General features: G+C 45.7%; 12 protein-coding genes, 1 other RNA gene, 1 pseudogene and 1 other annotated feature. Of the genes and pseudogenes, 13 read left to right on the forward strand and 1 reads right to left on the reverse strand.

Features of this window, described 5'->3' with window-relative positions:
- Positions 1–58: 58 nt before the first annotated feature.
- The 5 genes from H7F27_RS07395 (at position 59) to H7F27_RS07415 (ending at position 4777) form a co-directional block, all read left to right on the forward strand.
- Positions 59–229 (forward strand): YrzK family protein, encoded by a 171-nt coding sequence (locus H7F27_RS07395; RefSeq protein ID WP_010335119.1) that lies wholly within the window; start codon positions 59–61, stop codon positions 227–229.
- Between the two features lie 59 nt (positions 230–288).
- Positions 289–519: a binding site (T-box leader), on the forward strand.
- 90 nt (positions 520–609) lie between these two features.
- A complete protein-coding gene (gene hisS / locus H7F27_RS07400) occupies positions 610–1884 on the forward strand; it encodes a histidine--tRNA ligase (RefSeq protein WP_105953505.1) in 1275 nt (424 codons plus the stop codon).
- A 13-nt stretch (positions 1885–1897) separates the two neighbouring features.
- Entirely contained in the window at positions 1898–3676 is a 1779-nt protein-coding gene (gene aspS, locus H7F27_RS07405) for an aspartate--tRNA ligase (protein WP_105990304.1), read from the forward strand.
- A gap of 60 nt (positions 3677–3736) precedes the next feature.
- Positions 3737–3929: non-coding RNA, 6S RNA (ssrS, locus tag H7F27_RS07410), on the forward strand.
- Positions 3930–4012: 83 nt separating this feature from the next.
- Positions 4013–4777 (forward strand): tRNA threonylcarbamoyladenosine dehydratase, encoded by a 765-nt coding sequence (locus tag H7F27_RS07415; protein ID WP_185848762.1) that lies wholly within the window; start codon positions 4013–4015, stop codon positions 4775–4777.
- Positions 4778–4818: 41 nt separating this feature from the next.
- Here the strand turns inward: H7F27_RS07415 and H7F27_RS07420 are convergent, their stop codons facing one another.
- A complete protein-coding gene (locus H7F27_RS07420; RefSeq protein ID WP_103672583.1) occupies positions 4819–6084 on the reverse strand; it encodes a replication-associated recombination protein A in 1266 nt (421 codons plus the stop codon).
- A 201-nt stretch (positions 6085–6285) separates the two neighbouring features.
- On the opposite strand from H7F27_RS07420, the gene cymR reads away from it, so the two are divergent.
- From cymR to H7F27_RS07460, 8 genes and pseudogenes are all read left to right on the forward strand, one after another.
- On the forward strand, positions 6286–6702 hold the full coding sequence (gene cymR, locus H7F27_RS07425; protein WP_003225879.1) for a cysteine metabolism transcriptional regulator CymR: 417 nt from the start codon (positions 6286–6288) through the stop codon (positions 6700–6702).
- 19 nt (positions 6703–6721) lie between these two features.
- Positions 6722–7865: pseudogene (locus H7F27_RS07430) on the forward strand (cysteine desulfurase family protein).
- A 28-nt stretch (positions 7866–7893) separates the two neighbouring features.
- Complete coding sequence (gene mnmA / locus H7F27_RS07435) at positions 7894–9009, forward strand: tRNA 2-thiouridine(34) synthase MnmA (RefSeq protein WP_004398509.1); 1116 nt, start codon at positions 7894–7896, stop codon at positions 9007–9009.
- A gap of 84 nt (positions 9010–9093) precedes the next feature.
- Positions 9094–9714, forward strand: coding sequence for a tetratricopeptide repeat protein (locus H7F27_RS07440; protein WP_081638347.1), 621 nt, complete (start codon positions 9094–9096; stop codon positions 9712–9714).
- 24 nt (positions 9715–9738) lie between these two features.
- Positions 9739–12135 carry an SF1B family DNA helicase RecD2 gene (locus H7F27_RS07445; protein WP_185848763.1) on the forward strand — a complete coding sequence of 799 codons (2397 nt, stop codon included), beginning with the start codon at positions 9739–9741 and terminating at the stop codon, positions 12133–12135.
- 118 nt (positions 12136–12253) lie between these two features.
- Complete coding sequence (locus H7F27_RS07450; protein ID WP_095714637.1) at positions 12254–12718, forward strand: PRC-barrel domain-containing protein; 465 nt, start codon at positions 12254–12256, stop codon at positions 12716–12718.
- Between the two features lie 11 nt (positions 12719–12729).
- The gene (locus H7F27_RS07455; protein ID WP_010335110.1) at positions 12730–12921 is read left to right on the forward strand and encodes a hypothetical protein; all 192 of its coding nucleotides are present in this window, start codon (positions 12730–12732) and stop codon (positions 12919–12921) included.
- 21 nt (positions 12922–12942) lie between these two features.
- Positions 12943–13074, forward strand: coding sequence for a YrzQ family protein (locus H7F27_RS07460; RefSeq protein WP_024122308.1), 132 nt, complete (start codon positions 12943–12945; stop codon positions 13072–13074).
- Positions 13075–13087: the final 13 nt, after the last annotated feature.

Below are 13087 nucleotides of genomic sequence, written 5' to 3' on the forward strand. Positions count from 1 at the left end.
AAAAATAAAATGATTTGTTTATACTAGGCATAAATCCAATGAAAAAGGTGTGCAAATCATGAAATATCATCCAAAAATGGGACGTGCATTTCACGACGGCGAAGGAAACCTGCATTTCAGTGATCATGCCGATCCTGATACAATCGGTTATCTCACTGAAACGGCAACGGAATTTGGTCTTATGTCCAAAGAAGCATCACAGCAGAAAAACAACCGGAATAAAGCTTGACAGAGTACAGCAATGCCATTATTATAATAGAAATCGAGTACATAATAAATAATAATTAAACTGAACCAATAATGGAGAAGAGTAGGTCAGATTGCATGGCTAGAGAGGAACCGCCCCAGGCTGAAAGCGGCTCCCATTGCGTCTTTCTCGAAACAACACTCCGGAGGTTTCCTGCTGAACGCGTGATACCGTCATTAGGCAGTGAACGTGAACCTGCGTTAAAGGATCGAGCGGGAATACGAAAATATTCCAACTAGGGTGGCACCACGGGTATAACTCTCGTCCCTACTATATGTGTATAGTAGGGGCGGGAGTTTTTTTATTTTTCATCATTGACGATAAATGTATATTTTATAAGGGATACATAAGGAGGTCTACACATGGGATATAACATTCCAAGAGGAACACAAGATATTCTGCCCGGAGAATCAGAGCGCTGGCAGTATGTTGAACAAATCATGAGAGACACTTGCCGAACTTATCAATATAAAGAAATCCGCACGCCGATTTTTGAGCATACAGAATTGTTCGCCAGAGGCGTCGGGGAGTCTACGGATATTGTACAAAAAGAAATGTACACCTTCCAGGACCGCAAAGGCAGAAGCCTGACGCTTCGCCCCGAGGGAACTGCTGCAGCAGTTCGCGCTTTTAATGAAAATAAATTATTTGCGAATCCTGTTCAGCCGACAAAGCTGTATTATGTCGGGCCGATGTTCCGTTACGAACGTCCGCAGACAGGCCGTTACCGCCAGTTTTATCAGTTTGGAATCGAAGCGATTGGATCGAAAGACCCTGCAATAGATGCTGAAGTAATGGCGCTGGCGATGGGTATTTATCAGAAGGCCGGATTGAAAAACGTCAAGCTTGTGATAAACAGTCTTGGCGATCGGGACAGCCGCAAAAGCTACAGAGAAGCGCTCGTGAAACACTTTGAGCCGCGCATCGAGGAATTTTGTTCAGACTGTCAGTCACGTCTGCACACCAATCCGCTCAGAATTTTGGATTGCAAAAAGGACCGGGATCATGAGCTGATGAAATCGGCACCTTCTATTCTTACTTACTTAAATGAAGAATCAGCCGCTTATTTTGAAAAAGTGAAGCAATATTTAAACGATCTCGGCATTTCTTATGAAATTGATCCTAACCTTGTGAGAGGGCTGGATTATTATAATCATACCGCATTCGAAATCATGAGCAATGCGGAAGGCTTTGGCGCTATTACAACGCTTGCCGGCGGCGGACGCTATGACGGATTGGTCGAGCAAATCGGCGGACCAGAAGCGCCCGGTATCGGATTTGCGATGAGCATTGAACGCCTGCTTGCCGCAATTGATGCTGAAAAAAGAGAACTGCCTGTTGATCAGGGGATTGACTGCTATATCGTGACGCTTGGCGAAAAAGCGAAGGATTATTCCGTTTCGTTGGTGTACAAACTGAGAGAAGCAGGCATTTCCAGTGAAATTGATTACGAAAATAAGAAAATGAAAGGCCAGTTTAAAACCGCTGACCGCCTCAACGCCAGATTTATTGCGATTTTGGGAGAGGATGAGCTTGCTCAAAACAAAATCAATGTAAAGGATGCAAAAACAGGCGAACAGATTGTAGTGGCTCTTGATGAATTTATACATGTGATGAAAGCAAACCAAAAGGGATAAGGAGTGGAACGCATTGTTTGGAAGAACATATTATTGCGGCGAAATGACTGAAAAAGCAATTGGCGAATCTGTAACGCTGAAAGGCTGGGTCCAAAAAAGACGGGACCTCGGCGGATTGATTTTTATTGACTTGCGTGACCGTACGGGAATTGTTCAAGTCGTTTTTAACCCTGATGTATCAAAAGAAGCGCTTGCTATTGCGGAAGGCATCAGAAACGAATACGTACTTGATATTCAAGGAAAAGTGGTTGCGCGCGAAGAAGGTACAGTGAATAAGAATTTGAAAACAGGCGCGATTGAAATTCACGCTGATGCAGTGACTGTATTGAGTGCTGCGAAGACGCCTCCGTTCGCCATTTCTGATCAAGCGGATGATGTATCAGAGGACGTGCGTTTAAAATACCGTTACTTAGATTTGCGCAGACCGGCTATGTTTCAAACGATCCAGCTGCGCCATAACGTGACGAGAGCTGCTCGGAGCTTTTTAGATGAAAAAGGGTTTCTTGATATTGAAACGCCGATTTTAACAGGAAGCACACCTGAGGGCGCACGTGACTACTTGGTGCCGAGCCGTGTGCACGAAGGTGAATTCTATGCGCTCCCTCAATCTCCGCAGCTATTTAAACAGCTTCTGATGGTCTCAGGCGTTGAACGCTATTATCAGATTGCCCGCTGTTTCCGCGATGAGGACTTGCGTGCGGACCGCCAGCCTGAGTTTACGCAAATCGATATTGAAATGTCCTTTATGAGCCAGGAAGACATTATGTCATTGGCTGAGGATATGATGGCAAAGATTATGCGTGAAACGAAAGGTGTGGAACTCAAGCTTCCTCTGCCTCGAATGACGTATGACGAGGCGATGAACAAATACGGTTCTGATAAACCGGATACTCGCTTTGACATGCTGTTGACAGATGTATCTGACATTGTAAAAGATACTGAATTTAAGGTGTTCTCATCAGCTGTGGCAAACGGCGGAGTAGTCAAAGCCATCAATGTAAAAGGCGGGGCAGGCGATTACTCAAGAAAAGACATCGATGCTCTAGGTGCGTTTGCTGCAAATTACGGAGCGAAAGGACTTGCTTGGGTGAAGGTCGAAGCGGACGGAGTGAAAGGCCCGATCGCCAAATTCTTTGATGATGAAAAGCAGTCTAAGCTGATTGAAGCACTTAATGCCGCTGAGGGTGACTTGCTGCTGTTCGGAGCGGATAAATTCGAAGTTGTTGCCGCATCACTCGGCGCCCTGCGCTTAAAGCTTGGGAAAGAACGGGGACTCATTGACGAAAACCTCTTCAATTTCTTATGGGTTATTGACTGGCCGCTCTTAGAGCATGATGCTGAGGAAGGCCGTTTTTACGCAGCGCACCATCCGTTTACAATGCCTGTCCGTGAAGACCTTGAGCTGATTGAAACAGCGCCTGAGGACATGAAAGCGCAAGCCTATGACCTCGTCTTAAACGGCTATGAGCTTGGCGGCGGTTCGATCCGTATTTTCGAAAAGGATATTCAGGAAAAAATGTTTGCACTGCTTGGTTTCACAAAAGAAGAAGCAGCAGAACAGTTTGGATTCCTTCTTGAGGCATTTGAATACGGCGCTCCTCCGCACGGCGGAATCGCGCTTGGCTTAGACCGTCTCGTGATGCTTCTTGCCGGCCGGACGAATCTGAGAGATACGATTGCTTTCCCGAAAACGGCAAGTGCAAGCTGTCTGATGACAGATGCGCCGGGAGAAGTAAGCGACGCGCAGCTTGATGAACTTCATCTTTCTATTAAAACAAAAGTAAAGAACTGAATGTGCAGTTCGATTCTTGAAAATCAAAATCGTCTATGATATGATTTTGACAAGTTAAATAAAGTCCTGATGTGTTAGTTGTACACCTAGTTTTGACCGAACATTTTTTTGATTTGGGAGCCCGCATTTTTAAATGGCGTACATGCCTCTTTTCATTCGGTAAAGAGGACTTACAAGATTTAAAAGAGGGCACCCACCTGCTGAGAGCGGGTTCAAAACAAAGGAAAGCTGCAACGGCACGATTGGGACTTTATTTTTTATGCGCAGAAAAAACGGCTGTTTCTGTAATAGCCATTTATCATATGAAAACCAGATTACGAATGTGGAGTGAGGTTCTTGTTACACCAGTTTTCACGCAATGAATTAGCTATCGGAAAAGAAGGCCTTGAAACGCTGAAAAACAGCACGGTTGCTGTGCTTGGAGTTGGAGGCGTCGGATCGTTCGCAGCGGAGGCGCTTGCACGTTCAGGCGTTGGACGCATCCTGCTTGTCGATAAGGATGATGTGGACATCACAAACGTAAACCGTCAGCTTCACGCTCTTCTTTCAACTGTCGGTCAGCCGAAAGTGGATTTAATGAAAGCGCGTATTGCAGACATTAACCCTGAGTGTGAAGTGATTTCGTTAAAAATGTTCTATACGGAAGAAACGTATGAGCAATTCTTTGAGTATAACCTTGACTACGTAATTGATGCGTCAGACACCATTCATTATAAAATCCATTTAATGAAAGAATGTCTGAAACGGGATATTCCGCTGATCTCCAGCATGGGTGCGGCGAATAAGACAGACCCGGCACGTTTCCAAATTGCAGATATTTCTAAAACACATACTGACCCAATTGCAAAGGTAGTTCGTACGAGACTCCGTAAAGAAGGCATCAAAAAGGGCGTTCAAGTGATTTTCTCCGATGAAAGCCCGATTGTAATCCGGGAAGACGTCAGAAAAGAAGTCGGAAATGACGATGCGAAAATCCGCAAAGCCAAAATGCCGCCGTCCTCTAATGCTTTTGTGCCGTCAGTTGCGGGATTGATTATGGGCGGTCATGTTGTCATGGATCTTTTGAAAGATATTGAAATCAAACGCGTGAAGGATAAATAATGAATAAAAAACAGCCTTGAAGCATATTCAAGGCTGTTTTTTTATTTTCTTTTTATTAATTTATCGTACACTTGCTTTAACGCAGATTCAAATTTACCAGTTTGCTTCGGTTTGTAATATTGCTTGTTCTTTAAAGGATCAGGGAGGTACTGCTGTTCAACCCATCCATTTTCGTAATTATGAGGGTATTTATAGTCGATTCCTCTTCCAAGTTCCTGTGCTCCTTTATAATGCGCGTCTTTTAAATGTTTTGGGACATCGCCGATTTTTCCTGCTCTGATGTCCGCGAGCGCTTCATCGATTGCTAAAATAGCTGAATTGGATTTTGGCGAGAGACAGAGCTCAATGACCGCATTGGCCAGCGGTATGCGCGCTTCAGGGAAGCCGATACGTTCGGCGGTCTGAACTGCATGCAGCACTCTCGGCCCGGCCTGCGGGCTGGCTAAGCCGATATCCTCATAGGCGATAACCAACAGTCTTCTCGCGATGCTTTCCAAGTCACCCGCTTCAATTAATCTGCCCAAATAGTGAAGAGCGGCGTTGGCATCAGAGCCGCGGATCGATTTTTGAAAAGCGGACAAGACGTCATAATGCGCATCACCGTCTTTATCGTGAGAAAAACTCTTTTTCTGCAGGCATTCTTCCGCAGACTCTAACGTGATGTCAATCACGCCGTCCGCAGACTCCTTCGTTGACAATACGGCAAGCTCAAGCGCATTTAAAGCGGAACGGACATCTCCTCCGCATCCGTGGGCAAAATGCTCCATCGCCTGGTCATCAATTGAAACGGAATATGTGCCAAGCCCCCGGTGCTCATCATGAAGAGCTCGCTCTAATGCCTGTTTAATCAATTCAGGTGTTAATGGCTCTAGCTCAAAAATCTGCGTTCGGCTTCTGATGGCCGGATTTATGGCGTGATATGGGTTAGCTGTAGTGGCGCCGATTAAAATAATCATGCCATTTTCTAAATAAGGCAAAAGAAAATCCTGTTTTCCTTTATCCAGTCTGTGGACTTCATCCAAAATCAAAATGACCTGGCCGGACATTTTGGCTTCTTGGGCTACGATCTCCATATCCTTTTTATTGTTAATAACGGCATTCAGCTTGCGGAAAGCAATACTTGTTGAACCGGCGATTGCTGTTGCGATTGAGGTTTTTCCAATTCCGGGCGGCCCGTACAAAATCATGGATGACAAATGTTTTGCCTGAACCATTCTGCCGATAATTTTATCTTCAGCCACCAGATGCTGCTGGCCGATAATATCCTCTATTTTCGTCGGACGCATCCGATATGCCAATGGCTTCATCATCATCTCTCCTTACTTAATTACAGGGTAACGGAAAACCGGAAATTAGAAAAGGGGGAAGCCCCGTTTCCGCCAGCTTCCATGAAAATTCGCAGAAGGTATGCTATAATAGCAGTTGGTCTATTATTTAATAAACGGACGAATTATATAGAAATTACCATTATATATGTGGAAAATCATGAAATAACAGAGGTGTTCATGTTGAAAATATCAACTAAAGGAAGATACGGTCTCACCATTATGATCGAGCTCGCGAAAAAGCATGGTGAAGGCCCGACTTCATTAAAAAGCATCGCACAGACAAATAATTTGTCAGAGCATTATTTAGAGCAGCTGGTCTCACCGCTCAGAAATGCCGGCTTAGTCAAAAGCATCAGAGGCGCATACGGCGGATACGTATTAGGCAGTGAGCCGGATGCCATTACAGCTGGAGACATCATCCGCGTGCTTGAAGGTCCGATCAGCCCTGTGGAAGTGCTCGAAGACGAGGAGCCTGCCAAGCGGGAGCTGTGGATCCGCATACGGGATGCCGTCAAAGAAGTGTTAGACAGCACAACATTAGAGGACCTTGCCAGCTATACAGATGGGGAGCAAGAAGCTTATATGTTCTATATTTAAATCAGAGGTGTAAAACAAAATGGAACGGATTTATTTGGATCACGCCGCAACGTCTCCGATGGATGATCGCGTGCTGGAGAAAATGATACCGCATTTCTCCGGAAATTTCGGCAATCCATCCAGCATTCATTCATTTGGAAGAGAATCACGCAAATGGGTGGACGAAGCAAGAGCGCAGATTGCAGCTGAAATTGGTGCGGCAGAACAGGAAATTATTTTCACTAGCGGGGGAACGGAAGCCGACAACTTAGCGATAATGGGAACTGCGCTTGCCAGAAAAGATCAGGGAAAACATATCATCACGACAAAAATTGAGCATCACGCCGTGCTTCACACTTGCGAAAAACTGGAGGAAGACGGATTTGAAGTGACGTATCTGGATGTTGATGAAAACGGCAGAGTCAGTGCAAATCAGGTGAAAGAAGCACTACGTGATGATACAATCCTTGTGACAGTGATGTATGGAAATAACGAAGTCGGAACTGTGCAGCCGATCGATGAAATCGGCGAGCTGCTGAAGGAACACACGGCTTATTTTCATACCGATGCTGTTCAGGCATTCGGGTTTTTTTCCAATTGATGTGAAAAGCAGCCATATTGACCTTCTGTCTGTTTCTGGGCACAAGCTCAACGGGCCAAAAGGGACAGGCTTTTTATATGCAAGTAAGGATGTAAAGCTTTCTCCGCTGTTATTCGGAGGAGAGCAAGAAAGAAAACGCCGTGCCGGAACAGAAAATGTTCCGGGAATTGTCGGGCTGAAAGAAGCGGTCAAGCTGTCGGGCGAAGAACGGGACGAAAAAAACGAGAAGTATCAATCGTTTAAAACAATCATTGCCGGTACGCTTAAGGATGCCGATGTGGCATTCGAGATCAATGGAGATCAAGAGCATAGCCTTCCGCATGTCATGAACCTTTATTTTCCCGGTGCATCTGTGGAGGCACTGCTGGTAAATCTTGATATGGCGGGAGTTGCGGTCTCCAGCGGATCAGCGTGCACCGCTGGTTCAGTCCTGCCGTCACACGTTCTGACTGCCATGTTCGGTGAAGAGAGCGACCGGCTGACGTCCTCAATTCGAATCAGCTTCGGTCTCGGCAATACGGCTGAGCAAGTGAAAACCGCTGCCGAACATGTGGCTGCTGTTGTAAAGCGGCTGACACAATAAGGCGGACTTAATTATTGGAGTGAATGAAATGGAAAAACGGCCGGAGGATACAAGAGTCGTTGTCGGCATGTCCGGCGGAGTAGACTCATCTGTGGCGGCTCTGCTGTTAAAAGAACAGGGCTATGACGTGATCGGAATCTTTATGAAAAACTGGGATGATACGGACGAAAACGGTTTTTGCACGGCGACAGAGGATTATGAAGATGTCATCCGCGTCTGCAATCAAATCGGAATTCCGTACTATGCCGTTAATTTTGAAAAGCAATATTACGAGAAGGTATTTCAATACTTCCTCGATGAATATAAAGCAGGCAGAACACCAAACCCGGATGTGCTGTGCAACAAAGAAATTAAATTCAAGGCATTTTTGGAGCATGCCCTGTCACTTGGCGCCGATTATTTAGCGACTGGCCACTATGCAAGGGTCGACAGAAGCGGCGGCAAAGTAAGAATGCTGCGCGGCATTGATGAAAACAAAGATCAAACGTACTTCTTGAATCAGCTGACAGAAGATACGCTAAGCAAAGTCATGTTCCCGATCGGCGAGCTTCAAAAAAGCCGTGTGCGTGAAATTGCCAAAGAAGCAGAACTTGCAACGGCAACGAAAAAAGACAGCACAGGCATCTGTTTTATCGGCGAACGCAACTTCAAAACGTTTCTTAGCCAATATCTCCCTGCACAGCCGGGCGATATGATGACGATGGACGGCGAAGTAAAAGGACGCCATGACGGGTTAATGTACTACACGATCGGACAGCGTCACGGCCTTGGCATCGGCGGAAGCGGCGAGCCGTGGTTTGCGGTCGGTAAAGATCTTGAAAAGAACATCCTTTACGTGGATCAAGGGTTCCACAACCCGCTCCTTTACTCCGATAAAATCACAGCAACCAATATCAGCTGGGTTCGTTCGGATATCATGAAGGGCGAAGAGATTTCCTGCACGGCTAAATTCCGTTACCGTCAAGAAGACCATAAAGTCACGGTTCGAATGACTGGGGAAGGCGAAGCGGAGGTTATCTTCGACGAACAGGTCCGTGCTGTCACACCGGGACAAGCCGTTGTCTTTTATGATGGCGAAGAATGCCTTGGCGGCGGAACCATCGATGACGTATATAAAGACGGAACAAAATTGTGGTATGTATAAAATGAAAAAAACCTCAACAGCGAGTTGGGGTTTTTTAATGAAAGGAAGATGTCTGTGGACTACAATCAAGCCGGTATAGAGGCAATGCAGGAAGGCGATTACGAAAAAGCGGCAGAGGCTTTTACAAAAGCGATTGAAGAGAACAAAGAAGACGCAATTCCGTATATTAACTTTGCTAACCTGCTTTCATCAGTAAATGAACTGGAACGGGCGCTTGCGTTTTATGAAAAAGCGCTTGACTTAGACAGTGGGGCAGCCACTGCTTATTATGGAGCAGGAAATGTCTATGTTGTAAAAGAAATGTACAAAGAAGCGAAAGACATGTTTGAAAAAGCGCTGCGTGCCGGAATGGAGAACGGTGATCTTTTCTACATGCTTGGAACCGTTCTCGTAAAGCTTGAGCAGCCTAAGCTCGCTCTGCCATATTTACAAAGAGCCGTCGAGCTGAATGAAAACGATGCAGAAGCGCGTTTCCAATTCGGGATGTGCTTAGCGAACGAAGGCATGCTGGACGAAGCACTCAGCCAATTCGAAGCTGTAACAGAGCAAGACCCGGGGCACGCGGATGCGTTTTATAACTCCGGTGTCGCTTATGCTTATAAAGAAAATCGTGAAAAAGCGCTTGAAATGCTGGACAAGGCAATCGAAATCCAGCCCGATCATATGCTGGCGCTTCATGCAAAAAAACTGATCGACCCATCATAAAAAGCTCAGGAGGAGGGACGGCTCGTGCAGCAGCACCCGGATCAGCTGAAAATGGAGGAGGAGCCCTTTTTAAAAGGGACAGTAAACACCGTCATTTATCACAATGACGCCAATTTATATACGGTTCTGAAAGTGAAAGTCACAGAGACCTCCGAAGCTATTGAAGATAAAGTCGTATCCGTGACGGGCTACTTCCCTGCGCTTCAAGAAGAAGAGACCTACACGTTTTACGGAAAAACCGTTACTCACCCAAAGTTCGGACTGCAATTTCAAGCTGAGCATTTCAAAAAGGAGATCCCGACAACAAAAGAAGGCGTCATTCAGTATTTGTCGAGCGATCTGTTTGAAGGAATCGGTAAAAAAACCGCTGAAGAGATTGTGAAAAAACTGGGTGACAGTGCGATTAATAAAATTTTGGCTGATTCTTCAGTCCTTTATGATGTTCCGAGACTGTCAAAAAAGAAAGCTGACACCCTTGCCGGTGCTTTGCAGCGGCATCAGGGACTGGAGCAAATTATGATTTCGCTGAATCAATTTGGGTTCGGCCCTCAGCTGTCTATGAAAATCTATCAGGCCTATGAATCCGAGACGCTGGAGAAAATTCAGGAAAACCCTTATCAGCTTGTGAGAGACGTGGAAGGCATAGGCTTTGGAAAAGCAGATGAGCTTGGCGGAAGAATGGGGCTCTCAGGTAATCATCCTGAGCGGATAAAAGCGGCTATTTTGTACACGCTTGAAACGACATGCCTTTCAGAAGGGCATACGTACATAGAAACGAAGCAGCTGATTATCGAAACCCAAACGCTGTTAAATCAGTCAGCGGCAGATGGACAGCGCATTACAGAAATGGATGCCGCTAATGCAATGATTGCGCTAGGAGAGAATAAGGATATTGTCATTGAAGATGAACGATGTTACTTTCCGTCGCTGTTTTTCGCTGAACAAAATGTTGCAAAGCGTGTGAAACAGATCGCAAGCCAAACCGAATATGACGACCAGTTTCCTGAATCAGAATTCCTTCTGGCTTTAGGGGAATTGGAAGAGCGTATGAATGTTCAGTACGCGCCGAGTCAGAAGGAAGCGATACAAAAAGCGCTGTCGTCACCGATGCTTCTTTTAACGGGAGGACCGGGTACCGGTAAAACAACGGTCATCAGAGGCATTGTGGAATTGTATGGAGAACTCCACGGTGCTTCGCTTGATCCGTCGGATTATAAAAAAGATGAAGCCTTTCCGATTGTGCTGGCCGCGCCTACAGGTAGAGCGGCGAAACGAATGAGTGAGTCAACGGGGCTTCCGGCGGTTACGATACACCGGCTGCTCGGCTGGAACGGCGCGGAAGGATTTACTCATACAGAGGACCAGCCGATTGAAGGGAAGCTTTTGATTATCGATGAAGCGAGTATGCTTGATATATGGCTTGCGAATCATTTATTCAAAGCGATCCCTGACCATATTCAAATCATCATTGTCGGAGACGAAGACCAGCTGCCTTCCGTCGGACCCGGTCAAGTGCTCAGAGACCTTTTGGCATCCCAGGTGATTCCGACCGTAAGACTGACTGACATCTACCGGCAAGCGGAAGGATCGTCGATTGTCGAACTTGCCCACGAGATGAAAAACGGGCTGCTTCCGAACAACCTGACGGCCCCGACAAAGGATCGTTCCTTTATTCGCTGCGGTGGTTCGCAAATTAAAGAAGTGGTTGAGAAGGTTGTCGCGAATGCATTGAAAAAAGGATATACGGCAAAAGATATACAGGTCCTCGCCCCAATGTACAGAGGGAAAGCCGGAATCAATGAGCTGAATGTGATGCTGCAGGATATTTTAAACCCTCCAAAAGAAAAGCGGAGGGAAATTAAGTTCGGTGACGTTGTCTATAGAACCGGGGATAAAATTTTGCAGCTTGTCAATCAGCCGGAAAACAATGTGTTTAACGGCGATATTGGAGAAATCACTTCAATTTTCTATGCGAAGGAAAATACAGAAAAAGAAGACATGGCTGTTGTCTCTTTTGACGGCAATGAAATGACGTTTACGAAAAAAGACTTCAGTCAGTTTACTCATGCGTATTGCTGCTCTATTCATAAATCGCAGGGCAGTGAATTTCCGATCGTGGTTCTTCCAGTAGTGAAGGGCTACTATAGAATGCTCAGAAGAAACCTTCTATATACCGCCATAACGAGGGCGAAGAAATTTCTCATTTTATGCGGGGAAGAGGAAGCGCTGGAGTGGGGCGTGAAAAATAATGACGCGACTGTCAGACAGACCTCATTAAAAAACAGGCTGTCAGCGCATGCGGCTGAAATGGATGCTGAGCTTGCGGCTTTGCAAAAAGAGCTCCCGTTCAGCGTGCACGACGCAAATATCGGAATGGAAGGCATTACGCCATTCGATTTTATGAAAGAAGAACAGCTGTAAAAAGGGCTCCCGTGTTTGCGGGAGCTTTTTTCATTGGGGGTGGAAGTGATTTCATCGTATGTGTCAAAGGTGAAAAGCAAAACCTAAGCCTGTTCAACAAAAGGTGGTTGATCACACTTTGAGAACATGCCATGAGGTAGAAGGTTTTCCTGTATATTCAGAACAAACTTCTTTTTATCTTGGGACGATTTCTGATATTTGTTTTTCTCTTGAAGGAAATTGTCTTGGATTTATTCTTGAACAAAAACGTCTTTTTCATAACCATCATGCGCTTTTACGAGCATGTGATATCAGTTGCATTCTTCATGACCGGATATTGGCCGCAGTCAATTCAGAACAGCTTTTGCCTCTTCCGAAATCATGCTTCACATATGAGCAGATGAAAATGAAGCTCGTGAAATCGCAAGAGGGTGATATTTTGGGGATGCTGGAAGATGTATACTTTTGTTTGGACAAGGGCATAATCGTAGCATATGAACTCTCGGACGGTTTCTTTTCTGACTTGGCGGGGTGCAAACGCCAGATCCAAAGAGCGGATTCGCTTGTAGAGGTGCGGAAAGACGAGATCGTTCTGAACGGATAGAGGTGTGAGATATGCTTATATGCCCGAACTGCAAAAGTAAGGATATCGGGAAAATCGGCGTGAACCAATATTATTGCTGGGGCTGTTTCATTGAGCTGACAGTGGTCAAAGGGAAGATTGAAACTCATCAAGTGGAAGAAGACGGAACGCTAAGCAGCCTGGATGATTTGTTTTCTGAGGATGAACGCAGCATCAATTTTTAATAACGAAAGGAGATGCGCAGGATGAATCGGACAATGACTTCTCTTTTGGCGCTGGGAGCCGGGGCTCTCGTGTACCGAATGGCAACTCAATCTGACATGCTGAATAATCGAAGCATGAAGCGGATGAGAAAAAGAATGATGAAGATGTTTTAAGGAATGAAGGATA

Source organism: Bacillus sp. PAMC26543, assembly GCF_014250375.1.
Lineage (GTDB): Bacteria > Bacillota > Bacilli > Bacillales > Bacillaceae > Bacillus > Bacillus halotolerans.

Bases quoted from the DNA above. Each gene is read 5' to 3' on its own strand.
- hisS (WP_105953505.1), top strand. From the start codon at position 610: ATGGGATATAACATTCCAAGAGGAACACAAGATATTCTGCCCGGAGAA.
- H7F27_RS07460 (WP_024122308.1), top strand. From the start codon at position 12,943: ATGAATCGGACAATGACTTCTCTTTTGGCGCTGGGAGCCGGGGCTCTC.
- H7F27_RS07455 (WP_010335110.1), top strand. From the start codon at position 12,730: ATGCTTATATGCCCGAACTGCAAAAGTAAGGATATCGGGAAAATCGGC.
- mnmA (WP_004398509.1), top strand. From the start codon at position 7,894: ATGGAAAAACGGCCGGAGGATACAAGAGTCGTTGTCGGCATGTCCGGC.
- H7F27_RS07440 (WP_081638347.1), top strand. From the start codon at position 9,094: ATGCAGGAAGGCGATTACGAAAAAGCGGCAGAGGCTTTTACAAAAGCG.
- H7F27_RS07395 (WP_010335119.1), top strand. From the start codon at position 59: ATGAAATATCATCCAAAAATGGGACGTGCATTTCACGACGGCGAAGGA.
- H7F27_RS07420 (WP_103672583.1), bottom strand. From the start codon at position 6,084: ATGAAGCCATTGGCATATCGGATGCGTCCGACGAAAATAGAGGATATT.